The sequence below is a fragment of the Clostridium sp. genome (genome assembly GCF_036643715.1).
Taxonomy (GTDB): Bacteria; Bacillota; Clostridia; order Clostridiales; family Clostridiaceae; genus Clostridium.
Genome location: NZ_JAVXRL010000040.1, coordinates 1 through 25,292, shown reverse-complemented (window position 1 = coordinate 25,292; position 25,292 = coordinate 1). Strand labels below are relative to the sequence as shown.

Below are 25,292 nucleotides of genomic sequence, written 5' to 3'. Positions count from 1 at the left end.
TAGAACCATCCTCTTGTTTGGTCAACAGCTTCTGATATAAATTGAGCTGGGAAGTTTTGATCAAATAATTCCTTATTTTCAAACGGATAGTGAAGTTGTGCAAATGGCATTGATCCTGAATCAAACCAACAGTCAATAACTTCGTGAGTTCTCTTCATTTCTTTATGACAATGAGGACAATTTAAGTCAACCTTATCTATAAATGGTTTGTGTAACTCTATATCATCTGGAACGTTAATTCCTTTTTCTTTTAATTCTGCAATACTTCCGATACATTCTCTATGTCCGCACTCACATTCCCATATTGGAAGTGGTGTTCCCCAGTATCTATCTCTTGAAATACCCCAGTCAATAACATTTTCTAAGAACTTACCGAATCTACCAGTTCTAATGTTGTCTGGTAACCAGTTGATCTTATCGTTATTTTCTAGTAATTTATCTCTTAAAGTTGTCATTGCAACAAACCAGCTATCTTTTGGATAATAAAGAAGTGGTGTATCACATCTCCAACAGTGTGGATATGAGTGAGTATGCTTTTCAGCTTTAAATAATTTATTTTCAGCTTCTAAGTAATCACAAATTTGTTGGTCACACTTCTTAACGAATTTACCTGCCCATGGAGTTACTTCTTCTACGAAGTTACCTTCAGTATCAACTAAGTTGATAAATGCCATGTTGTTCTTCTTAGCAACTAAGCTATCATCTTCACCGTAAGCTGGTGCTATATGAACTATTCCTGTACCATCTGAAAGTGTTACGAAATCTCCGTGGATTATTTCAAATGCCTTTCCTTCTGGCTTATGGAATGGTAATAATTGCTCATACTTCATTCCAAGTAAATCTGTACCTTTATATTCTTTAATTACTTCGAACTCTTCTCCAAGTACTTTTGGTGCTAACTCTTTAGCTAAAATATAAGTTTCATCTCCTACTTTAGCTTCGATGTAATCATATGATTTATTTAAACATAATGCTACGTTTGAAGGTAATGTCCAAGGAGTTGTTGTCCAAGCTAGTATGTATTTATTCTCTTCTCCTGAAACTTTGAATTTAGCTACAGCAGTTAAGTCTTTAACATCTTTGTATCCTTGTGATACTTCATGTGATGAAAGAGCTGTTCCACATCTTGGGCAGTAAGGCATAACCTTATGTCCTTTATATAGAAGATCTTTTTCCCACATTTGTTTAAGAGCCCACCATACTGATTCAATATAAGGGTTATGGTATGTTACATATGGATCTTCCATATCAACCCAGTAACCAATCTTATCAGTCATTTTTTCCCACATGTTAACATATGTGAAAACACTCTCTTTACATTCTTTAACGAATTTTTCTACGCCATACTCTTCTATTTGTTCTTTACCTGAAATTTTAAGTTTCTTTTCTATTTCAAGTTCAACTGGAAGTCCGTGAGTATCCCAACCTGCTTTTCTTATAACTTTAAAGCCTCTCATAACTTTATATCTTGGGATTATATCCTTCATAACTCTTGTAAGGATATGACCAACGTGAGGCTTTCCATTAGCTGTTGGAGGGCCATCGTAGAAAGTGAAATATTCACCATCTTGATTCATGTCGAAATTCTTTTTGATTACATTTCTTGCTTTCCAAAGGTCAGCAACTTCTTTTTCCATACCTACAAAACCATTTGTAAGTTCTACTTTCTTGTACATGTAAAAACTCCTTTCTTAATATAAGTATTTATTTTTTTGTATAAAAAAAACTTCACCCCTACTATAGGACGAAGTAAATAACTCGCTATACCACCCATGGTATTAATACAATCATCAATGTTATTTTAAATAACCTTATAATAATAAATTTTCTCTTTTATTATTTAATTAATGATTAACTAATATTCAAGTACTATCATACTCTATCCTTTAACGCAGAATTACGGGTTAACTTACTAAGCATTATTTTGCCTTTAGGCCACCGACTCCTAGGTGATTTTTATTAATCCTTATTATAGCCTCACACCAAACAGCTACTCTCTTTAAATAAGTTTATTAATTACTTTTCCTAATCATTGTCTTTATTAAAAACATTATATATTATGCCCCTAAAAAAGTCAATTAAACCCTATTTCATAATTTTTCTTTTTTAATCAATAATTTTTATTAATTAGTATTGATTTTCTTTCTTCTTAATGATTAAATTATTATATAAAATAATTAAAATGAAATTTAAAGTGAAAATAATATAAATAATGATTTAATTAGGAGGAAAATTTATGGAAAATAATAATATTAATCAAGAGGTAATGGATAAATTAACTAAAGTTTGTGTGTGTAAAGCAATTCCAAGATCAAAAATTAAAGATGCAATAAGAAATGGAGCTACAACAATGGATGAAGTTAAAAAGGTAACTGGTGCTGGAACTGGATGCTGCGGCGGTTCTCGTTGCGTATTTAAAATTCAAAAATTAATTGAAGAATACCAAAATGGTGAATACAAATAAATTCCTAGCATTAAATATCCTATAATGCAAAAACTAATTGTATTATAGGAAGGAGGAATTTATTATGAAGAAAGAAAAAAGTGCTACAAATAACCAATGGGTTTCAACTCCATTAGAATCAAAAACTGACTGTGCTTGCAGTAAGAAGAAAACTGCAGGTAACAATCAATGGACTTCAACTAATAAAAATCCAATTAATAATAAATAAGAAAAATAGGCTAAAAACTTTAAAAGTTTTTAGCCTATTTTTCTTATTTATTTTCTTCGCAATATTTCTCCATTGTATTTGCAACAATTTTAGCTTGTGCAACTGCTTCAACTACTGTTTTTGCACCTGTAACAACATCTCCTGAGGCAAACACTCCTTCTTTAGTAGTACTTCCATGCACGTCAGTTATTACAAGACCCCACTTATTAGTTTCAAGCTTCTCTGTACTTGAAACAATGTATGTCCTTGGTTCTTGACTTACTGCAATTATTGTTGAATCACAAGGAATAAATTCTTCCTGTCCATCTAAAGTTTTAGTTTGTATTCTTCCATCAACTTCAATATTTTCAGTTTTAACAACTTTAATTCCGTCTTCTAATATTTCAATTGGTGCTTTGAATAACTTAAATTCAACACCATCTTCTTTAGCTTCTTCAATCTCTTTTTTAGTTGCAGTCATTTGATCAAAATGCTTTCTATATACAATGTATACTTCTTTAGCACCATTTCTCTTAGCAGTTCTAGCTGCATCCATAGCAACATTTCCAGCTCCTATAACGCATACTCTCTCTCCTAAATCATAAACATCTGGTGCCTTTAAATAATCAATGGCATATTGAACATTACCTAAAGTTTCACCTTTTATATTTAACTTTTTAGCATTCCATACACCAGTACCAATGAATATTGCCTTATATCCATCTTCAAATAATCTATCTAACGTTATAACAGATCCTATCATAATATTAGGTCTTATTTTAACTCCAAGTTCTACTAGTTTTTCTGATATTTTATCAACTATAGTATTTGGAAGTCTATATTCAGGTATTCCGTATCTTAACACTCCTCCTATTTTCTCGTGAGCTTCAAATATAGTAACTTTATATCCTTTTTTAGCTAATATAAAGGCTATTGTAATTCCTGCTGGGCCTCCACCGATTATTGCTATTCTATCTTTATCAGCCTTAGGCTTTTCAAATTTAACAGTATTTAAATATTTTAATGATAGCTCTTCTTCCATTTCATAAAAATGGATTGGCTCTCCTTTAATTCCTCTTATACAATGACCTGCACATTGGTCTTCATGAGGACAAACTATTGCGCAAACTGCTGATAACGGATTGTTCGAAAATAGCAGTTCTCCTGCTTCTTCAAATCTTTCTTCTCTGTAAAGCTTTATTATTTCTGGAATTTCAGTGCTTATAGGACAAGCCGCTTTACATCTTGCATTTTTACATAACAAGCATCTGTTTGCTTCCTCATTTAAAAATAAACTCATAATTTCCTCCTATTTCCTATTCTCTTTTGCTAATCTTTTATATAATATATTATCTATTTCAAAAAAAAACAAGGGTTTTTATAATTATTTTATTTCAATAAGTTTATATGTTCTTATGTTATAATCTTAAAAGAGTTAATTTGAAAGGAGCTAATTTAAATGGCTAGTAAATTCTACTTAGAGAAATTAAGCAAAAAAGCAAAAGCAGAACAAGGTCGTCCTTGGATATATACAGATGAAATTAAAGAATATGATGGTGAGTACCAAAACGGCGATATAGTTGAAGTTTATAATCATAAACATTATTTTATAGGCAAAGGTTACATAAATGATGCAAGTAAAATTGCAATCAGAATAATGACAAGAGATATAGATGAAGCAATTGATGAAAAATTCTTCGAGAAAAGATTCAAAGCTGCATGGGATTACAGAAAAACTGTAATTGATACATCATCTTGTAGATTCATATTTGGAGAAGCTGACTTCTTACCAGGACTTACTGTTGATAAATTTGAAGATTACTATGTAATTCAAATTTCAACACTTGGAATGGATAAATATAGAGATATAATAGTTAAAATATTAGTCAAGCAATACGGTGCTAAGGGTGTTTATGAAAGAAGCGACCTTAAAACTAGAGAAATAGAAGGCTTAGAACAAACAAAAGGCTTCTTAACAGAACCTTTTGATACAAATGTTCAAATAGTTGAAAATGGAGTTAAATATATTGTAGATTTAGAAAATGGTCAAAAGACTGGTTTCTTCTTAGATCAAAAAGAAAATAGAGCTGCAATACATAGAATATGTAAAGGCAATGATGTTTTAGATTGCTTTACTCATACAGGTTCATTTGCACTTAATGCAGGAATTGCAGGCGCAAAATCAGTTCTTGGAATTGATGTATCTCAGCATGCTATCGATTGTGCAACAAAAAATTCAGAATTAAACAATCTTCAAGATACTGTGAAGTTTGAATGTCATAACGCTTTTGACGTTTTAGCTTCATGGTCAAAAGAAGGTAGAAAATTTGATGTTGTTATATTAGACCCACCTGCATTCACTAAATCAAGAGATACAATAAGTGGCGCAAAAAGAGGATATAAAGAAATTAATCTTAGAGGATTAAAGATGGTTAAAGAAGGCGGTTACTTTGTTACATGTTCATGTTCTCACTACATGTCAGAAGAACTTTTAAAAGAAACTATAGCAGAAGCTGCTCACGATTCTCATAGAACATTAAGACAAATTGAGTTTAGAACTCAATCATCAGACCACCCAATACTATGGAGTTCTGATGAATCTTACTACTTAAAATTCTTTGTATTCCAAGTAGTTTAATAAACTTTCCAATTATTACACATTATTAACAAATACTTATAATAAGCCTCACAATATTAACCTTTTAAAGATTGATTGTGAGGTTTTTTAATAATATAATTTATTTATAAGATTACGGAAAATAATTATTAAAAAATATTTATTGTGTGTAATGTGTAGGAGGAGTTAATTATGAAGAGTTTAAAAGGAACAGAAACAGCTAAAAATTTAATGAAGTCATTTGCAGGTGAATGCCAAGCAAGAACAAGATATACTTATTTCTCAAGTAAGGCTAGAAAAGAAGGATATGTTCAAATATCAAATATCTTTATGGAAACTGCCGAAAATGAAAAAGAACATGCTAAAAGATTTTATAGCTTTTTAGAACAGGATTTCCAAGGAGAAGCTATTGAAATTGATGCAGCTTATCCAGTAGAATTTCCTACTGATACTAAAACAAATCTTTTATATGCAGCTGAAGGTGAACATGATGAAAATACAAACCTTTATCCAACATTTGCTGATGTAGCAGAAAAGGAAGGTTTCCCTGAAATTGCTCACTGCTTTAGAATGGTTACTATAGCAGAAAAAGCTCATGAAGCTAGATATAGAAAATTAGCTGCTAACATTGAAAATGGAACAGTGTTCAAAAAAGATGAAGTTGTACTTTGGAAATGTGACAACTGTGGATTCATATTTGAAGGTAAAGAAGCACCATTAAAATGTCCAGCTTGTTTACATCCACAAGCATTCTTTGAAGTGTTTAAAGAAAACTACTAAAAAAATCTTAAAATATAGTTAAAAAGAAGCTTTAAAAAATTTTTAAAGCTTCTTTTTTTTATCTTTTATTATAATATACATCCGTCTTTATATTCTGGAACTATAGTCGTAATATCTTTCTTCATTGCATACTGAACATCTTCCATTAACCCCAGGCTTTTCATTACTCCATAATGTCTAGCGTTGCTTATAAAACTTTCTATACCTTTATTATTTTCATAAATATAATTTGCAGTCTTTGCTATATCAGTAAGATCTAATTTATTGCTTAGTTTAAGCATTTCACTTATTATATATCCTGAGCATATGAAATCATCCATAGAAAATTCCCCATTAGTTCCTGCATTAACTATACATACATCATCTGCTAAATCTATTAATTTAGCTGCAACAGCTTTTGCATTTATTAAAGCTCCAACAAATACTCGCCTGCCTTTAGTACACTCAGTTAAAGTTCTGGTTCCATTTGTTGTAGTAATTATTACAGTCTTATTATTTACAACATCTTTAGTATATTCTAAAGGTGAATTACATAAATCAAATCCTTCTATCTTTACAGCTCTTCTCTCCCCACCAAGAACATAACTATTTTGTTCAAGTGAACTACCTTTTTCTAATGCTTCATCAACAGTTAAGTAAGGTATAACTTCCTTGCAACCATTCATAAGAGCTGTTGTTATTACAGTTGTTGCTCTTAACATATCAATAACAACTATATTTTTATCTTTAATTTTACTTTCTTCTATATCATCTGCTGAAATAATAATATCTACTTTCATAATACTCTCCCCATCCTAGCTTTTTTAAATTAATAAATTATTTGAAGTCTCTTCCTTGATATACTTCATTATCAATTAAAGCTTTGTCTATAGCATTTAAAACTTCCCACTTTTTAAGGCTCCACATAGGTCCTATTAAAAGTTCTCTTGGTGCATCTCCCGTAAGTCTATGAACTACCATTTCTTCTGGTAACATTGCAACTGACTTACAAATCAAATCTATATAATCATCTTGTGATAAAAACTGGAGTTCTCCTCTTTCATATAGCTTAACCATTGGAGTATTCTCCATTAAGTGAAGTAAGTGAAACTTTATACCTTTTGACCCTGAATGAGCTATGTAATCAACACTCTTTAACATATCTTCTTTAGTTTCTCCAGGAAGTCCAAGTATACAATGAGTTACAAAATCTATATTTTTCTCTTTTAATCTTCTTGTTGCATCTTCATAAACATCTAACTTATATCCTCTATTTATCTTTCTAGCCGTTTCATCAGATACAGTTTGAAGTCCAAGCTCTACCCATACATAAAAATCTTTATTTATTTCTTCTAAAAGATCTATAACTTCATCATTTAAACAATCTGGTCTAGTTGCAATTGCAATTGCAACAACTCCTTCCTGCTTTAAAGCTTCATCATACTTTTTTCTAAGTTCTTCAACTGGTGCATAAGTATTTGTGAAAGCTTGAAAATAAGCAATATATTTTCCTTCTTTCCACTTCTTATTCATCATTTCTTTTACATCACAAAATTGCTTTGTAATTGAAAGAGCTCTATCTCCAGCATAGTCACCTGAACCACTCTCGCTACAGAAAAGACATCCGCCTTTACTTATTGTTCCATCTCTATTTGGACAAGAGAATCCTCCATCTAATGATATTTTAAATACTTTTTCATTAAATTTATCTCTTAAAAAATAATTTAAACTATGATATCTTTTTCCATTCCATTCCTTAATCATATTTTCCTCCATAATGTTTGTTCGAACTTTTTCTTTTATAATATCATAAGTGAAAAATTATTTCTTCTTTCGTTAATTACATCTTATACAACTCTTCTTCAATTAAGTCTATAACATAATCTCCTAAAGCATCTTGATATACGTCTTTGTATTTACTTGAAGTATTTACAGTTATAATTAACTTAGATTGGCTTCCCCCTTTAAACTTTACTTCATATTTATCCATAGGAAATAATTTTTCAAAATCTATCTTTAAAGGTTCTCCATCTGGATTTTTATATATTTTAAGTCCTACATTTGGATTATTTCCTTTTGTATACTGTACGATTAGTTCACTGCCTTCTTCTGTAAACATCATTTTATTAACATTGCAATCTTTTAATATGTCATATCCAATTATCTTTTGTGCTATAGGTTTTTCAAGTACTTTTCTCAAAGTATTCTCATCAATACCCTTTTGACCATCCTGTGCTATTCTATTGTCACTATACATTTGTGCCATAGTTTGCTCTGCTTCCTCAACCATTGCAGTTCCTATAAATGTATCCTTACCATTAGTAGTTGTTAGTGCTATTTCACTTCCTTTAAAATCTACTGACATAACTCCAAATTTATCTTTTGGAACCTTAGTTTTTTGTATTGGTACTTTTTCTTCCTTTGGATAAAGTTCTAAAGGAATATCTTTCATTCTTAAAACAAGTTCACTATCACCAGCACCCTTTGTTATAGATCTTATTTCATCTCCTCTATAATACATTTGCTTTAAATTTTCACTTCCTATATCTGAAACTTTATAATCTTCTCCATTTTTTTCTATCTTTAATATGTATTTATCTAAATTAGTTCCCTTATCCTTTTCATTTATCCTTACAACATTAAAGTTAACATAAGCACTATTTCCAGTCTCAGTTATATCACCTGGAGAAAATGCTATTATTGGATCACTTACTATCTTCTTTGTTGTATTATTAGCTGCAACTTCTGGTGCTGATAGGGCATTTGCTCCCTCTATATCATTTTCTAAAAGCCTTTGCATATAATTTAAACCTGTAAGCTTTGCCGTTTGAACATTGAATAATTCTCCTTTATAGTCTCCATTATCTTTTTTGCCACATCCTACTACAAAAATAATACATATAATAAAAATACTTATTAATTTCTTATTCTTCAAAATAATCTTCCTCCTTTTTTAATATAATTCCTTTATAATTTTAGTTTTCCTTAGAAAATACACCTTATTCACTTATAAATAGAATAATTCTTAAGTATAGTTTGTATATTTGTTATTAAGATCATTTTTTAAGGAGGTCTACATTGAAAAAAGAATGGACACAGGTATTTCAAGTTGCAGTTGTATTTATAGGAACAATTGTAGGTGCAGGACTTGCTTCTGGAAAGGAGATTACTAACTTCTTCACTTCATTTGGAGTTTTAAGTTTCATATCTATTATTATTTGCGGAATTTTTTACATTATAATAAGTACAATAATTTCTAAAATAAGCATACGATACGATCTTGAATCTTACAGCGATGTTATTCATAAAATAAGCCCTAACTTTTTTGGAAAAATAACTGGCTTTATTACTACATTCTACTTAATAGCTAGTGCATCAATAATATTAGCTGGTAGTGGAGCTTTAATAAATCAATTCTTTGGAATTCCCAAAATAGTTGGTTCTATAATTATGATTGCCCTTGCTTTATTTTTCTTACTTCGTGGTACTGATGGCTTAATAGAAGTTAATTCATTTATAGTACCAACTTTAATAATAACAATCTCTACTATTACTATACTTTATTTTGTTTTATGTGGAGATGCAGTTTCAATTAAAAACATATTAAGCATAGCTCCTAAAAAGGAAAGTGGACTCGCATTATCAACAATACTTTATGCTGGATATAATGTTCTTTGTTTCTCAGGAGTTCTTGTACCTTTAAGTACAAGAGTTAAAAAGACAAAGACTATGACTTTAGGAGTTGCTTTTGGTGCAATTGGTCTTACACTTCTTTGCTTAATGATAAATTTACTTCTTACAGTAAATCAACCTTATATTTATGAACTTGAAATACCTCTTCTTTTTGTTGCAAAAAGATTTAGTACAGTACTTCAAGCATTACTTTTAATGGTTATTTTACTTGAAATGTTTTCTACAGAAGTTTCAGACGTTTATTCTATTGCAAAGACTTTAGAAAAGACTTTTAAAATTAACTTTAAGAAAGGAATTCTTTTAATATTATTAATAGCATTCCCTATTTCACAAATAGGTTTTGGTAATTTAATTTCAACTTTATATCCTCTTTTCGGTATATTAAGTTTAATATTTATTACCCAATGTATTTATTTCTATTTTAAAAATAGAAATACTTTAAATTCATTATAAGGTAATAATAAAAAGTCTAAAAATATGATTTTTCACATTTTTAGACTTTTATTTTTTATTGCTTTAATTCTGCTATTCTAGTTACACCTGTATATATTTCGGAAATTTTATACCAAGTTCTAAAATCAACTTCTCCAGTCTTTGGAAGCTTGAATATACCTTGGAATACTTTAACTTGCTTTGCTGTAGAGTCTCCATATATACCGTCAATGCCTACCTTAGGTATTAATGGATAATTCTTTGCTATTCTATTTAAAAACTCTTGTGTAGTACGTACAGGCTCTCCTCTAGAACCTATAGTTAATGTATATCCTGGATAAGATTTAGGACTTCCTTTCACAAGCTCTGCTGTTGTAAGTTCTATATCTGTTCCATAATAATTAGTTAATATATTGAAAGGTTCCATACCTTTATCACCAAGATCTTTACTTCCCCATTGACTAAGCCATTCAGGGCAAATAACATTTTTACCATCACAATATTGAGTTAATAATGGTTGCTTTCTTCCTATTCTTCTTACGTATGTTGAAAATACTTCATCAACAACATTACTTATATTTTCATAAATATTACGTCCATATGAAAATGCATGGTCATATGCTGTTGAGGTTGTTATATCAAAACTTTTTCCCTTTGATCTATACCATTCTGTATAAATTCTATTTAATGTAAATGAAATAATACAAAGTACATTAGCTGTTATAGTATTTTTAGACCATGTAGAATATATCTCACTTGAAGCAACATTCTTGATGTAATCTTTATAAAGAACAGTATGATTTTTACCTGGTATATTAGGTCCACCTTCATGAACTATAATAAATTCTGGTACTACTGGTTTTGGCAAAACAACTCCACTTGATGGTGCTGGAAGTGGTTTATCAACCTCTTCTGGTATTTTACTTGGAAAGTCTCCATACAACCTATTATCTTGAACTTCTATAACATCTGCTCTGTTATTGCTCCTAGTAGTTGATGATTCTGTCAAATTACACTTTTGATATGCTGTTTCTCCAGGGAATATTTGACACCCTTTAACTGTAAAAGGCTGAAATCCATCTTTATTAATACTTATATCACATAGGCTATATGGTCTGTTATTAGATGGTGCTTGTGAATATTCAAGAGGTGGTGCATCTAATTCTATAATTTGTGTAAGTCCTGAGGAATCTGTAACTAGTTTAACTTCTACAGGACTTGTTCCTACCGAATCCTGCTGAACTATAGTTGCATTACTTCCTTCTATAGGAATGTAATCATCCCCTTTAAAACATTGAATTAATAGTTTACCTTTATCAGCCATAAGCTACTCCTTAACATTACTTTTATAACCAATTTATGCATCTATTTATTTATTTGTGAATTTAACTATTTGGTCTTCTTATAAATAAATTTTCTATATAAAATTCGCTAGATATTAAGCTATTATCTTTAATGCTCCTACTTCTAGCATTTTCAAATATTCCTCTTAAGCTAAGCATCCCATATCCCCACTCTCTATTTGGATATACTTCGCCTTCTCTTTTTTCTGTTCCACGTATTATATAAGTTCTCATTTTTACTGAATACATATCAGGGTCATTTCCATCAACTATACCCCATTGAAGTAATAATGCACATACTCCTGCAAGAACAGCTCCTGCAATTGATGATCCTGATGCTATTTTAAATTGACCTCCTGGTGCTAATACAAGTGCATCAGCTCCACCTGCTACAACATCTGGCTTAACTCTATTATCACGAGTGTTCCCTCTTCCTGATCTACCAATAGTTGCATTATTATTTTGATTATAAAATCCTGCAACTAACATCCTAGTTCCTGTGGTTGGAATCATTGTAGTTGTATACTGATTTGAATTTAAAAACTTAGTATCTCCATTTAGTAATTGTCTTTGAGGTATCCAAGCGTTATAATTTCCATCAACAATATAGTCACCTAAAAGTTTAAATTGCCATATTCCAACTCTTAAGTTGCTCATCCTTATTCTTATTAATTCATCCCCTGTAATTTCTTCTGGTATAAGATACTCTACAAACATAGTAGTTCCTTCAAATATAAATTTAACTGTTTCAACTTGTTGAAGTTTAGCTGGAATTATTCCAGTAGTTTCTCCTGATGGTGATGTTATTGATAATGATACTTTATCTGGCTTGTTACACCATATTTCCATTATTAATTCACTTTGTGAAGATGATGCTGAAAGTTCTATAGTTGTACTATCTCCACTATTTCTAAGTATACCTTTAGTATGAGTATCGCTAGTTCCCTCATTTCCTGTACAAGTCACAAATACAAGTCCACGCTTCTTTGATGCATCATCCATATATCTTTCAATAATAGCATTTCCATCATGTCCTCCAACATTATTTCCAAGAGGAACATATATAACAACAGGCATATTTAAACCTTTCGCTTCCTTAAGGATATATTTTATTCCTAATAATATATCTACATTCTCAAATCCAACTACATCGTCTCTTGTCACTCCATAATTTAATAAATAGTTTTTTGAAGCTTCACGGAGTTTAACAATGCATAAGTCTGAGTTAGGTGCAGCGCCTAAAAATCTTGGATCATTACCTCTTCCACACGCTAACCCGGAAACCATAGTTCCATGACCATTTTCATCTTTACTATTTACTATAGTGTATGGATCGCCTCCACCTAAACCAACTTTTATAGCTTCATTTATTTTTTCTTTTGTATATACCTCTCCATAATCTGTTATATCTTTACCACCTTTAGTTTGATCCCAAAGTGATGTTATTCTAGTTGTATCATCTTCCGCCATAAATTCTTTGCTCATATAATCAATTCCAGTATCTATTATTCCAACTAATACTCCTCGTCCATTAAGTCCTAAATAAGGATTTTTATGAAATAATGGGGCGCCAGAAGCTTCCACTGGACTTATCTCATTTAATGTATATACAGGTGATGGTTCTACATGAACAATCGTAGTAGTATTATTTTTTATAATATCCTCAATTTTATTTTGTGGAGCTTCAATTATTGCAAAATTATCATCTAATTTATTTATACTTGTACCAGGGTTCGCAATTATTACTCCATCAATATCTCCTGAGTACTCAATAATTTTCCTTGCCATCTCCTCTTGCCTCACATTATTTTCACTTCTCATAGGATTAGCTCTTTGTGGTAAATTTACTGCTAATCTTGCAAGTTCTAATGCTTCGTATGCACATACAGCTCCATATCCCCATATTGCATTTGGATATGTTAAGGATTCTCTACTTCTTACAGCACCTCTAACTAAATAATTTTTAAGTCTTTCTCCGTATAAAAATGTATCATTTCTTTTAACTATACCCCACTGCATCATAAGTGCTGCAATACCTGCAACATGCGGCGTAGCCATTGATGTACCACTTTTAACATCAAAACTTCTATTTGGTACTGGAGCTAGTATATTCTCTCCCGGCGCAACTACATCTGGTTTCGTATTTCCAAGTTGTAATGTAGCTTTTCCCCTTCCGCTAAAGCTTGATATTGTATCTGTAATGTAATTATAGCTTCCAACAGATATAACATTTTGAACAGTTGCTGGTATTCCTAACGTATTGAATAAACTCGCTCTTAAAAATTTTGTATCTACATTAAGCCCTTCTGATATAGGTATCCACATATCGTACTTACCATCATATCCATTTATAGACTTTAATACTATTTTCCATTCTCCCGGGATTAAATATGTCCCACCAGCTACTAAACTAATTAAAACCTCCCCTAATAAATCAAATGGTTTAGGTCCAGACATATAAAATATAACTCTATCTCCACCTAAAAAAGCTTCATTTAATCCTTCTTTTATCGGAATTTCACTTGAAGACATCCCTGTAGCATTAGTTATTTGAATAGTTAACCTTGATAATACTTCATGATATAAAGATATTTGAATCGAAGGTTCATCTTCAGCAACATTTAATGAAATAGTTTGTACTGTTCTAAGTTCTCCTGATATATGATGAGATGCCGCACCTTCATTTCCTGCTGCTATAACTACAGTTATCCGCTCTAAATCGCATACTGTACTAATATATTTCTCTAAAAGTGAACTTCCATTGTGAGCTCCATCATTAGTACTTAAACTTATATTAACAACAAGAGGCATATTAAGCTCTTTGCTTTTATTAACTAAAAAATTAAGACCTCTCATTACTTTACTGCTTAATGCAAACTTTCCTCTTGTTCCCTTAACCATTATTATTGAACTTTTTGGTGCTACTCCATAATTCACTGTAGGGATTGCCCCTCCAGCACAGGCTATTCCTGCAACATGCGTGCCATGCTCAATTATGTCATTAGATGGAACAATACTATATGGATCATCACTTTTTATAGCTTCATTTATTTGATTTTTATTATATACTGTATTATTTAAACTAAGATCATAAATATACTCTATTCTTGTTGTTCCATCATCATTTCTAAAAGCAGGATGCATATAATCAATCCCAGTATCTATAAATCCTATTAACATACCTTCACCAAGCAAATTAAAACTACTCTGAGCTCTCTGAATGCAAGCAGCTCTATTACTTTCACTATCTGATGTATATAATGACTTTGGTAATTCTATATATCTTATACTTTCAACCTCTTCTAGCTCTCCTAAGTTATCCACAGGTATGTTGACAATTCCGTATCCATAGCCTAAATCCTCATATTTTCCTCCTAACTTATCCACAGATTGTGATAAATTATCCACATTATCCCCAGATAATATTGTGACTTCTATGAAACCACCCTCACTTATCCCCTCTTGATTAAAATACTTTGCTCTATTTAATGTATCTTTACTTAAAGATCTGTATAGTTCTAAATAAGTATCTAATTTACTTTCCACTAATTTTCACCTCAAATTTAAAATTCACATACAATATCTTATGAATATATATAAATTTGGGCATAAAAAAGAAGCTATATTTTAAAATATAGCCCCTTTTTAAAAGTTTTTAATATCCTTGTCCGTCAATTTGTCCTGCTACTAACCAAGGAGAATTCTTATCTTTTCTAACAATTATTTTTCTAACAGATTGTTTACCTTCACCTGCTGTACCATAAATATTTTTATCGAAATCTATTTCATAATTAACAGTAAATTCTGCTATATTTTCTTTATCATATGTTGTATCATCTATAGTTTTTACAGCACTTTCTTTATTTTCAGTTAAGTCTAATAATTTAAAACTTTTTAAATCATCATAGAGCAAACTTCTTCGCTCCTTCTCTTCATCTGTTTTTATTTTTAATGAATCTACAACTGATTCGTTAAAAATTTCAGTACTTTTCTTCTCATATGAACTATAGAATTTTTTTAATACTTCTTCCTTACTTTGGTCTTCCTTCGATGAGTCCTCTTTCTTTACATCTTCCTTAATTAAATTTTGATTACTAACATTTTTATTATAAACGTAAATTATACCTAGTCCTATACTAACTAGCACTGCTATAATCAAAACAAATATTGTTGAATTTCTAGATTTCATTTAACTCACCTCTCAAAATTAATACAAATCTAATTATATCATAAAATACATAAATTGTATTAATTGTAAACTAAAGAAAAAAGTAACCTCCGTATACTTCGGAGGTTACTTATTATATATTAAAGTTTTATTTCTACTGATTCTAATTTAGCTACAACTTTAAGATTTCTTATCTCTAAAGTTTCAGTCATCATACTTCCTCTGTTACTCATTAAAAGTACTTTTGAACTGTCTAGTTTTCTTATTTCTCTAATTTTAGTTTCTCCTTTGTAATTAACAAGGTAGAATCCATTTTGAGTAAGTTCAGTTACTAAATAACCAAATACTAAATCACCTTTTAACATTCTAAATCCGCTCATTTCATCATCTGAAACTTGAACATATATTACTTTGTCTTGAGGATGTCCTAGCACTTTATTAGAATGAATCGGTAGTTCTTTATGTCCTTTTATATTTTTTAAATTATAATCATATATCGGAACATTTTTAAGTACAGAAGAAAAAGCATTTTCCCAAACTTCATTTGTTTTATTATCTTTCTTGAAGTTTTCTCTCACTTCTCTTTGAGCTCTCTTTTCTTCCATTAAATCTTCATCTGTCACTACCATACTAATATCATTTAAATCAGTGTTTAAAATTTTTGAAACTTTGTTTATGAAAGATTCTTGTGCTATCTTTCTTCCAAGTTCCACTTCATTTACATACTTTTCAGAAACACCAAGCTTCTTAGCTAATGCTTTTTGAGGCACATTTGCTTTAAGTCTAGCTTCTTTAATTCTCTCTCCAACTCTACTCAAGGCTACTTACTCTCCTTCTGCTGTTTTGCATACCATTCTCTCTCTTCAAGTAAGTGTTCTAATAAATACTTAAATGACCAATTACGTGAGACTGGTGTTACAACTGCAAGTACTCCACCCTTTACAGCACTTCTTATTTTTTTTATTGAAGCGTTAACTTCCTTATCTGAAAAACCATTAAATAAAATAGCTTTTTCATTTATTCCATCAACAATTTCAACAACCTCTTCATTTAACATCCCACTTGCTATCTCGTGAACTTTTAAATCTACCATCTCTGGTTTAATTTCTATAACCTTTGCTATTAATCTTAATGAATTTATCTCATCTTTTGATAATCCATGCACTAATAATGCTTTATTATTGTTCACTTAGCTCACCTCTTATTCCTTATTAATCTTCTATAATTTTTGGTTCTTTTGCAGTATAGTCTCCTAAATCTACAGTAACCTTTTTAATTTTTTGATCTTCATATGGTCTATCGTTACGATCTCTCTTTTGGTTTACAATCTTATCACAAACATCTAAGCCTTCGATTACTTTACCGAATGATGCATATTGTCCATCTAAATGTGGTGCATCTGATGTCATTATGAAGAATTGACTACCAGCTGAATCTGGATGCATAGCTCTAGCCATTGATAATACTCCTCTTGAATGTCTTAAGTCATTCTTAAAACCGTTTCTTGAGAATTCTCCTTTTATTGAATGTCCTGGACCACCCATTCCTGTTCCTTCTGGGCATCCTCCTTGAATCATGAAGCCTGGTATTACTCTATGGAATATTAAATCATCATAGAATCCCATATTTATTAATTGTATGAAGTTATCAACTGTATTTTCTGCTACTTCTGGATATAATTCAGCCTTTATAACTCCTCCGTTTTCAATTTCAAATGTTACTATTGGATTTTTCATAACAAATTCTCCTTTCAAAGTTAAACTTACTATATATTATTGTCAAAAAAATATATATAAATTCATATGTTTTTTTGAATATAATATTACTTTATATAATGAAATTATATATCATTTAAGTTTATTAAACAATTATTATTAATTACTTGTAAGCTTACTACTATGCTATTTCCTTGTTAGATGATTTTGCTTTAATTATACTTATTACTCCTGGTAATATTGAGATAAATATAATAGCTATTATAACAACAGAGAAATTATTAGCTACAAATGGTATATTACCAAAGAAGAATCCTAGTAAAGATACTACTGCAACCCAAAGTGCTCCCCCTATTGAATTGAATGTTATAAAATGTCTATAATTCATCTCACCTATTCCTGCAACAAAAGGTGCAAAAGTACGAACGATTGGAATAAATCTAGCTATAACTATAGTTTTACCACCATACTTATCATAATAAGCATTTGTTTTATCAATATATTCTTTTTTTATTATTTTCGAATCCTTTTTTTCTAAAAGCCGTTTACCGATATGTCTTCCAATTTCATAGTTAGCAGTATCTCCTAGTATGGCTGCAACTGCTAGTATAACCATAAGCAATGCTATATTAAGCACTCCTGTTGCTGCAAATGCCGCTGCTGCAAATATTAGTGAATCACCTGGTAATACTGGAGTTACAACTAAACCTGTTTCTAAAAATATTATAATAAATAATATTAAGTATGTTGCTATACCATAATTGCTTATAAGTACTCCTAAATATTTATCTAGGTGAAGTATTATGTCAATCATTTGGTTAATAAAGCCCATATTTCCACTTCCTTATTTTATTACTTTCATTATTTTTGTTTCAATACACTCATATATATTTGAAACTCTTGTTTTTAAGAATCTGTTATATATTAAACTTGTAATTATTACTAGTATGTACGCTCCTATTACGTCAGTTGGATAATGATGTCCAACATATATTCTTGAAACACCAACTAATAATGATAGTATTGTAAATATCCACCCCATAGCCTTACTAAACATTCCAAAGCCTAATGCTATACTCATTGTTGCTGTAGCATGATCACTTGGAAATGAAGTATCTGGTGCATGATAATAAAGTAAATTCACTTTATTATTTACAAAAGGTCTTGGTGAATAAATAAATTGACCTATAATAAAGCTAATAATTAAGTTAATTACAGTAAATACAACTGTGCTTACTGCCATTTTTCTATATAATATCTCCCCCTTTATCATTCCAAGTACAAATACAATAACTATAGTTAACGCAAATATATACGGTAAATACTTTGAGCAGAAAATCATGAAACTATCTAACGCAGCATTTTTATTAGCTAAATTATTAATTGCATGAAAAATTTCCATATTTAAACCCATCTTTTCATCCTCCACTTTATATTAATGCTTTTTATTTTGTCTTTTAAAAAATATTATATACTTTTTTTATTAAATTTAAGTTAATTAAAAATTAATTAAAAATTATAATTATATTGATTCATTTTTCTACATATTAATTATTTGAACGAAAAAAAAGCCACCTCCTTATTAATTAAGGATAGTGGCTCATTAAATTTCTTTAAAAATTCACTCATTTTTTTACCTCATATTGATTAATTTAGGAATGTAGTTCCCATTACAACTCTTGCAAAATCATTGTAGTTTGTTAAGTTCTTAACATTAACTGTGTTAAAAATTTCGTCTCTTCCCTTTTCGTTTATTAATTGATTAAAAAGACAAGTTAAAAATGTGCTTGATACTCTATCTAATCCTTCAAAGTCTAAAGTTACTTCTTCTCCTAAGTTCTTTCTTATTTGTTCTCTTAGTATAATAGCATCCTCAACGGCAAAGTTTTCTCCTAAAAATTCTCTTACATTTATCATCATTACAATCACCTCTAAATAAATTTTTCTTATATTTCATGTTTCTTTGTTATAATTTTCTGAAAATTCTCTCTACACCTATAATATACCAAGCACCCTTATCTTTGTCAAGTATTTAACAAACTTTTTTAAAATTTTTTCGACTTTCTATAGTGTATGCATAAAACCTTAAAAAATTACCTTTTTTATATAAAAAGAGACATTTATTTAAAATGCCTCTTTACTAACGCTAAACACCAACTAACTTTTTACTAAGTTTTGTTACTTCTTCTTTACCACAAGAATTATAAAACTCAATAGTACCTTTAGTTTCACTATCATTTATAAGATCTGCTATATTAAGTCTTCTTTGTAGTTCTCTTACAGTACCTTCTCCACCATCAATTATCGGAACGTCACTCCCTACAACTTCAGACAAGGACTCCTTTATAAATGGATAATGTGTGCATCCTAAAACTATGGCAGCTATATGTTCATCATCACTTTCATACTTTTTAAATTTATCTTTTAAATAGTTTTTTACTCTAGTACTATTTAATTCGCCACTCTCGATAAACTCAACTAATCCATCACAAGGCATCTTTTCAATGTTTGCCACTTCTCCATATTTAGTCATAAGTCTTTCGAATTTATCGTGTGATAATGTAAATGGTGTTGCCATTATAACAATATCGCCCTTTCTATTTAACTCTACAGCAGGCTTAACAGCAGGCTCTATACCAACTATAGGAAGATCTTTATATACTCTTCTAAGTTCTGCAACTGCAGCACTAGTTGCTGTATTACAAGCAACAACAATAGCTTTAGCCCCTTTATCTAATAAGAACTTAACCGCATCAAAAGTTAAATCTCTAACTTCACTCATTTCTCTTGTTCCATATGGAGCATTTTTGGAATCTCCAAAATATATGTAATTTTCATTAGGCATAAGCTTTAGTGATTCTTTCATTACGCTTAACCCACCAACTCCTGAATCAAAAAAGCCTATCGGTAATTCTTTTCTATTCAAAGCATTCACTCCACTCTTTTTTTTATTTTCATCATTTTTTATTTACTTCATATTTTATAACTTTATATAAAATAAATCTATATGTACTTCTATTTTATACAATATAAAAGTATAATATTTTATTAAGTTTATTGACTGAAATGTAATAATGTAGTAAAATTCTCCTAAGATTTTATTTAACGAATGTTTTTGATTTTGTTAGTAATTTCATTCGACTTTATATTGGAAAGGATGTGAATTTATTCTAGATGTACAACCATATGTCTAGGGTGACTTTTATGATTAATGATTTAATTTATACAATACCAAGTAATAATCACAACAAAAAGGATATAGTAAATATACTATCAGAAAATACTCAGATAAAATTTGTATCTTTAGTAGGAATAGATTTATCAGGAAATGATACTGATGAAAAAATCCCAACTAAACTATTTTTAGAAGATATAGACAAATTTTTAGGCGGTGTCGCTGTTCAGACAGACGGTTCTTCCGTTGTTCTACCAGGAATTGCAACTTTAAATAATGCTAAAGTAGACATGATTGCAGACTTAGATTGTAATTGGTTTGTTGACTATAATTACGATAATATAGATGAAGAAACAAATAAGCCAGTCGGTACACTTAGAATACCTTGCTTCCTTTATCACGACAATATTGCTGTTGACTCAAGATTCCTACTAAAATCCTCAATTGAAACTTTCAAAGATACTTTATGGAAAGTCTTCGATAAAAATCCTAAATTATTAGAAATTTTTGATATTAAAAAAGAAGATATAGAAGATATAATCCTTACTTCTGCTACAGAATTAGAATTTTGGGTTAAAACTCCAAATGATACAGCTGGAATTGAAGAATTATCAACTTCTCAAGTATTACATGAACATTATTGGACAAGAACTAAAGGTAATGTAAGAACTGCTTTAGAGCAAACTCTAGTAATCATGGACAAGTATGGATTTGAACCAGAAATGGGACATAAAGAAGTAGGCGGAATTAAGGCTAAACTTGAAAGTACAGGTAAGTTTAACCATATAACAGAGCAACTTGAAGTTGACTGGAAATTCTCATCAGCATTACAAGCTGCTGATAATGAACTTTTCGTCAGAATACTTATACAAGAAGTATTTAGAAGAAATGGTCTTGAAGTAACATTCATGGCAAAACCTATTGATGGTGTTGCAGGATCAGGAATGCATATACACTTAGGTGTTAGCGTTAAATTAAAAAGCGGAAAAAGAATTAACCTATTCCATGTTCCTAAAGAACACTTCTTAAGTGAAATAGGATACGGAGCTATTATGGGTATGTTAAATAACTACGAAGTTATGAATCCATTTATATCTTCAACAAACAATGCACTTAAAAGATTAAAACCTGGATTTGAAGCTCCAGTATGTACTGTTACTTCATTAGGTTTAACTCCTGATAATCCTTCAAGAAATAGAACAGTACTTGTTGGATTAATAAGAGATTTCGAAAGCCCAATGGCGACTAGATTCGAACTTAGATCACCAAACCCTCATACAAATACTTATATTGCATTTGCTGTATCTTATTTAGCAATGCTTGATGGTATTTTATATGCTAGTGATTCTAATAAATCTATGAAAGAATTATTAGAAGAATTATCAAAAAAGCCTGGTGAACATTCAGATTATCTTGAAGATAGTAGAGCTTATAGAAGTGAAGAAGATGTTTTCGAACATTACACTGATGAAGAAAGAGATGCTTATTTTGGTAAAGCACCAGCTACTGTATATGAAAATTTATCACAACTTGATACTTTCAAAGATAAGCTTTCAATATTACAAAGAAACCCTTCATTTACAGATAAAATAATTGAAAGCTTTAAGATAGCAGCTCTTGAAAGATGGGCTACAGAAATTGAGCATAGAGTTATGAATAACTATTCTAACGAAATAAGAGGAACTAGAATACTTCATGCACCAGAGAAAGCTCAAGATTTAGATATTTCAAACTGGACTGAAATAAATAGAATAAGATACTATTTAATGAAAGATACATTTAATAGTAAATCTTTATTTACTAGAACTAAGAATGCTTTTAAATGTGGAGATTATAAGTTAGCTTCTGACTTATACTTAGAAATTGAAGAGCAAATAGCCATCTTAAGAGATTTATATTTATCATATGAAAAAAATCTTTTAGATTTATAATACTATAACAAAAAAAGGTACAGATTTTGTTTTAAAACTAAATCTGTACCTTTTTTATTTTCTACTTTTTATTGCTAAACTTTAATTTTTTTGATTTTTTGTAAAATTTTATATATTTTTTGTAGAATTATACATATGAGTTATAGTATAATTTTATTAATTAATAATTTATTTGAGGTGTGAATTATGATAGTTGTTCCTATAGATATAACTTTTTCTATAGTACCTTACATAAAAAGAAGGACTATAACAACATTAAATGATATATTTCGGTACAGACGAAATATTTTTTCTATTTCAAAAGATATCTTAGATGAAATAACATCTGATGATATGATATTATCCACATTACTAGATTTAAAAAATAAGGATGATTATACTTATAAGCATTCTATTAATGTAGCTATTTTTTCATTGGCTCTTGGAATATCTTTGAATTTTAAAATAGAAGATTTAAAAGATTTGTTTATAGGCGCTTTACTTCATGATGTAGGCAAAATTTTCATACCGTCCTCAATACTTTTAAAGAATGGACCTCTATCAGAAGAAGAGTTCATCATTATGAAAAAACACCCTCAAAAAGGATATGATTATCTATTAAAGAATTTGAAACTCTCTAATAGGAGTCTTATTATATCACTTGAACATCACGAACGAATTGAAGGCTCTGGCTATCCAAATAATCTTAATTTTAATGAGATTGATATATTTTCTAAAATTGTATCAATAGCTGATGTATATGATGCACTAACATCGCGTAGATCTTATAGAGATCCAGTATGTGCTAGTGATGCATTAGATTATTTGTACAAAAACAGCTGTAAAACCTTTGATAAGTCTTTAGTTGATATATTCTCTAAGCTTATTATGCCTTACCCTTGTGGCACCATTGTGGAGCTTAATACAGGTGATATAGGCATAGTCTTAAAAACATACGTTAACTTTCCTTTAAGACCTACTTTAAAAATAGTTAAAAGCTCCAAAAAGAAAAAAGGGTCTATACTTAATCTTATAGACCACTTAAATATTTATATTTATAGCATTCAATCATTTGATTTAAAGGATACATTAGTTAATTAATAGTATCCTTTTTTGTTTTATGATACGAATGTTTTATCACTGTACATACTTGCTGAATATCCTTTACTATGTATAAAAGGATTATTATTTACGATTTCTTGCGCTTCTTCGAAGTTTTTTGCTCTAAATACTATAGTCCACCCGTTCTTATCGTACTTTCCTGCACACATTAAATACTTCTTAGAATCTCCAAAATTCCCTTGTCTATCTATTATTAAACTTTTACTTTCACCGATACTTTTATAATTTAATTTTACGAAAACATTTGAATTTGATTGCATAAATAACACTCCTTTTATACGAACACACGTTTGACTACACTTATTTTATCGAACATGGGTTCGCATGTCAACATATTTTTTTCTTATGTTAACAATATATGTTAATGATTGGAATTTAATGATTTTTTTTCAAAATTTAATTAAAAACTTTTAAAATAAGTATATATAAAATAAAAAAATCCCCGAAGGGATTTTTTATTTTTAGATTTCACCTATATTGAAAATCTCTATATCTTCGTTATTTTCGAAATGTTTGTTCTTAACATCTATTATAGCTCTTAGTGTATCTAATGCTGTTATTACTCCAATATTTCTCTCAACAGCTGCTCTTCTTATTAAGAATCCATCTCTCTTTGAATCATTCCCCTTAGTTGGAGTATTAATTACAAGATCAACACCTTTGCTCTTAACAACATCTAGTATGTTTGGCTCCTCTTCATTTAGCTTTCTAACCTCTTCAGCATCCACTCCATGCTCTCTTAGTAGCTTACATGTCCCTTCTGTTGATACGAACTTATAACCTAATTTTGAAAGCTCTATAGCCATTGGTAAGAACTCTTCTTTATCATGTTTTTTAACAGTTGCAAGAATTTTACCTTTCTCCATTCCTGGGAACATGCTAGCTGCCACAAATCCTTTATATAATGCTTCATAAACATTTCTTCCTATTCCTAGAACTTCCCCTGTTGATCTCATCTCAGGTCCTAAAGAAACTTCAACATTTGGAAGCTTTTGAGTTGAGAATACAGGAACTTTAACAGATACTAGTTCTGGTTCTCTATAAACATCTACACCATATCCTAAGTCTCTTAACTTATATCCAAGCATTGCCTTTGTTGCAAGGTCAACTATTGGAACTCCTGAGACTTTACTTATATAAGGAACTGTTCTTGAAGCTCTTGGATTAACTTCTATTACATAAAGCCTTCCTTCAAACTCTATAAATTGAATATTTATCATACCTTTTATTCCTATTGCTAAAGCTAATTTCTTAGTATAATCTAATACTTTATCTTTAATTTCTTTAGAAATATTTTGGCTTGGATACATAGTTACACTATCACCTGAGTGAACTCCAGCTCTCTCTAAATGTTCCATTATTCCTGGTATTAAAATATCTTCTCCATCTGATATTGCATCAACTTCAATTTCTCTTCCCATTAAATACTTATCAATAAGTATTGGATTTTTCGTATCTTTAACGAAAGCATTCTTTAAGTAATATGTTAACTCTTCTTCATCATGAGTTATTTCCATACCTTGACCACCTAGTACATATGAAGGTCTAACTAGCACTGGGAATCCAAGTCTTCTAGCTTCATCTAATCCTTCTTCTAGTGACCATACACCTTTACCTTTTGGTCTTGACACTCCAAGCTCTTCAAGTAGTGCATCAAACTTTTCTCTATCTTCTGCCATATCTATTTGATCTGCTGTTGTTCCTAAA

Annotated in this window: 24 protein-coding genes; 7 read left to right on the top strand and 17 right to left on the bottom strand. The window is 30.0% G+C overall.

Annotation, left to right across the window (positions count from 1 at the left end; all coding sequences use genetic code 11):
* A partial coding sequence (gene ileS / locus RSF37_RS11240; RefSeq protein ID WP_332564494.1) for an isoleucine--tRNA ligase occupies positions 1–1,676 on the bottom strand: 1,676 nt, incomplete at its 3' end.
* 560 nt (positions 1,677–2,236) lie between these two features.
* On the opposite strand from ileS, the gene RSF37_RS11235 reads away from it, so the two are divergent.
* Positions 2,237–2,464 (top strand): (2Fe-2S)-binding protein, encoded by a 228-nt coding sequence (locus RSF37_RS11235; protein ID WP_332564493.1) that lies wholly within the window; start codon positions 2,237–2,239, stop codon positions 2,462–2,464.
* A gap of 64 nt (positions 2,465–2,528) precedes the next feature.
* A complete protein-coding gene (locus tag RSF37_RS11230) occupies positions 2,529–2,672 on the top strand; it encodes a hypothetical protein (protein ID WP_332564495.1) in 144 nt (47 codons plus the stop codon).
* 43 nt (positions 2,673–2,715) lie between these two features.
* Here RSF37_RS11230 and RSF37_RS11225 read toward each other — a convergent pair whose 3' ends face one another.
* Positions 2,716–3,951: an NAD(P)-dependent oxidoreductase gene (locus RSF37_RS11225; protein ID WP_332564492.1), complete on the bottom strand. Its 1,236-nt coding sequence runs from the start codon at positions 3,949–3,951 to the stop codon at positions 2,716–2,718.
* A 159-nt stretch (positions 3,952–4,110) separates the two neighbouring features.
* Here RSF37_RS11225 and RSF37_RS11220 point away from each other — a divergent pair, with 159 nt between their 5' ends.
* Both RSF37_RS11220 and rbr read left to right on the top strand, forming a co-directional pair.
* On the top strand, positions 4,111–5,289 hold the full coding sequence (locus RSF37_RS11220; RefSeq protein WP_332564491.1) for a class I SAM-dependent rRNA methyltransferase: 1,179 nt from the start codon (positions 4,111–4,113) through the stop codon (positions 5,287–5,289).
* A gap of 171 nt (positions 5,290–5,460) precedes the next feature.
* Positions 5,461–6,048 (top strand): rubrerythrin, encoded by a 588-nt coding sequence (rbr, locus tag RSF37_RS11215; protein WP_332564490.1) that lies wholly within the window; start codon positions 5,461–5,463, stop codon positions 6,046–6,048.
* A gap of 68 nt (positions 6,049–6,116) precedes the next feature.
* Here rbr and RSF37_RS11210 read toward each other — a convergent pair whose 3' ends face one another.
* The 3 genes from RSF37_RS11210 to RSF37_RS11200 all read right to left on the bottom strand — a co-directional run bounded on the left by RSF37_RS11210 (position 6,117) and on the right by RSF37_RS11200 (position 8,962).
* Entirely contained in the window at positions 6,117–6,827 is a 711-nt protein-coding gene (locus RSF37_RS11210; RefSeq protein WP_332564489.1) for a 2-phosphosulfolactate phosphatase family protein, read from the bottom strand.
* A gap of 37 nt (positions 6,828–6,864) precedes the next feature.
* Complete coding sequence (locus RSF37_RS11205; protein WP_332564488.1) at positions 6,865–7,791, bottom strand: TIGR01212 family radical SAM protein; 927 nt, start codon at positions 7,789–7,791, stop codon at positions 6,865–6,867.
* 76 nt (positions 7,792–7,867) lie between these two features.
* Positions 7,868–8,962, bottom strand: coding sequence for a hypothetical protein (locus RSF37_RS11200; protein WP_332564487.1), 1,095 nt, complete (start codon positions 8,960–8,962; stop codon positions 7,868–7,870).
* A gap of 143 nt (positions 8,963–9,105) precedes the next feature.
* On the opposite strand from RSF37_RS11200, the gene RSF37_RS11195 reads away from it, so the two are divergent.
* Positions 9,106–10,173: a YkvI family membrane protein gene (locus RSF37_RS11195; RefSeq protein WP_332564486.1), complete on the top strand. Its 1,068-nt coding sequence runs from the start codon at positions 9,106–9,108 to the stop codon at positions 10,171–10,173.
* 55 nt (positions 10,174–10,228) lie between these two features.
* Here RSF37_RS11195 and RSF37_RS11190 read toward each other — a convergent pair whose 3' ends face one another.
* The 10 genes from RSF37_RS11190 to murI form a co-directional block, all read right to left on the bottom strand.
* Positions 10,229–11,476 (bottom strand): peptidoglycan-binding domain-containing protein, encoded by a 1,248-nt coding sequence (locus RSF37_RS11190; protein WP_332564485.1) that lies wholly within the window; start codon positions 11,474–11,476, stop codon positions 10,229–10,231.
* Between the two features lie 61 nt (positions 11,477–11,537).
* Entirely contained in the window at positions 11,538–15,041 is a 3,504-nt protein-coding gene (locus RSF37_RS11185; RefSeq protein ID WP_332564484.1) for a S8 family peptidase, read from the bottom strand.
* A 109-nt stretch (positions 15,042–15,150) separates the two neighbouring features.
* Complete coding sequence (locus RSF37_RS11180; protein WP_332564483.1) at positions 15,151–15,684, bottom strand: DUF4829 domain-containing protein; 534 nt, start codon at positions 15,682–15,684, stop codon at positions 15,151–15,153.
* Positions 15,685–15,803: 119 nt separating this feature from the next.
* A complete protein-coding gene (locus RSF37_RS11175; protein WP_332564482.1) occupies positions 15,804–16,481 on the bottom strand; it encodes a helix-turn-helix domain-containing protein in 678 nt (225 codons plus the stop codon).
* A 2-nt stretch (positions 16,482–16,483) separates the two neighbouring features.
* A complete protein-coding gene (locus RSF37_RS11170) occupies positions 16,484–16,852 on the bottom strand; it encodes a DUF3783 domain-containing protein (RefSeq protein WP_332564481.1) in 369 nt (122 codons plus the stop codon).
* Positions 16,853–16,874: 22 nt separating this feature from the next.
* The gene (locus RSF37_RS11165) at positions 16,875–17,399 is read right to left on the bottom strand and encodes a peptidylprolyl isomerase (protein WP_332564480.1); all 525 of its coding nucleotides are present in this window, start codon (positions 17,397–17,399) and stop codon (positions 16,875–16,877) included.
* A gap of 160 nt (positions 17,400–17,559) precedes the next feature.
* Complete coding sequence (locus RSF37_RS11160; RefSeq protein WP_332564479.1) at positions 17,560–18,210, bottom strand: DedA family protein; 651 nt, start codon at positions 18,208–18,210, stop codon at positions 17,560–17,562.
* A gap of 12 nt (positions 18,211–18,222) precedes the next feature.
* Complete coding sequence (locus RSF37_RS11155; RefSeq protein ID WP_332564478.1) at positions 18,223–18,792, bottom strand: undecaprenyl-diphosphatase; 570 nt, start codon at positions 18,790–18,792, stop codon at positions 18,223–18,225.
* 233 nt (positions 18,793–19,025) lie between these two features.
* Positions 19,026–19,298, bottom strand: a complete 273-nt coding sequence (locus tag RSF37_RS11150; RefSeq protein WP_332564477.1) for an STAS-like domain-containing protein — start codon at positions 19,296–19,298, stop codon at positions 19,026–19,028.
* 226 nt (positions 19,299–19,524) lie between these two features.
* Entirely contained in the window at positions 19,525–20,304 is a 780-nt protein-coding gene (gene murI, locus RSF37_RS11145; protein ID WP_332564476.1) for a glutamate racemase, read from the bottom strand.
* Positions 20,305–20,582: 278 nt separating this feature from the next.
* Here murI and RSF37_RS11140 point away from each other — a divergent pair, with 278 nt between their 5' ends.
* Both RSF37_RS11140 and RSF37_RS11135 read left to right on the top strand, forming a co-directional pair.
* Complete coding sequence (locus tag RSF37_RS11140) at positions 20,583–22,484, top strand: glutamine synthetase (RefSeq protein WP_332564475.1); 1,902 nt, start codon at positions 20,583–20,585, stop codon at positions 22,482–22,484.
* 186 nt (positions 22,485–22,670) lie between these two features.
* Positions 22,671–23,564, top strand: a complete 894-nt coding sequence (locus RSF37_RS11135; RefSeq protein ID WP_332564474.1) for an HD-GYP domain-containing protein — start codon at positions 22,671–22,673, stop codon at positions 23,562–23,564.
* Positions 23,565–23,581: 17 nt separating this feature from the next.
* Here the strand turns inward: RSF37_RS11135 and RSF37_RS11130 are convergent, their stop codons facing one another.
* Both RSF37_RS11130 and RSF37_RS11125 read right to left on the bottom strand, forming a co-directional pair.
* Positions 23,582–23,845, bottom strand: coding sequence for a hypothetical protein (locus tag RSF37_RS11130; protein ID WP_332564473.1), 264 nt, complete (start codon positions 23,843–23,845; stop codon positions 23,582–23,584).
* A gap of 201 nt (positions 23,846–24,046) precedes the next feature.
* Positions 24,047–25,292: ATP-binding protein (locus RSF37_RS11125; protein WP_332564472.1), on the bottom strand; the 1,246-nt coding region annotated here is incomplete at its 5' end.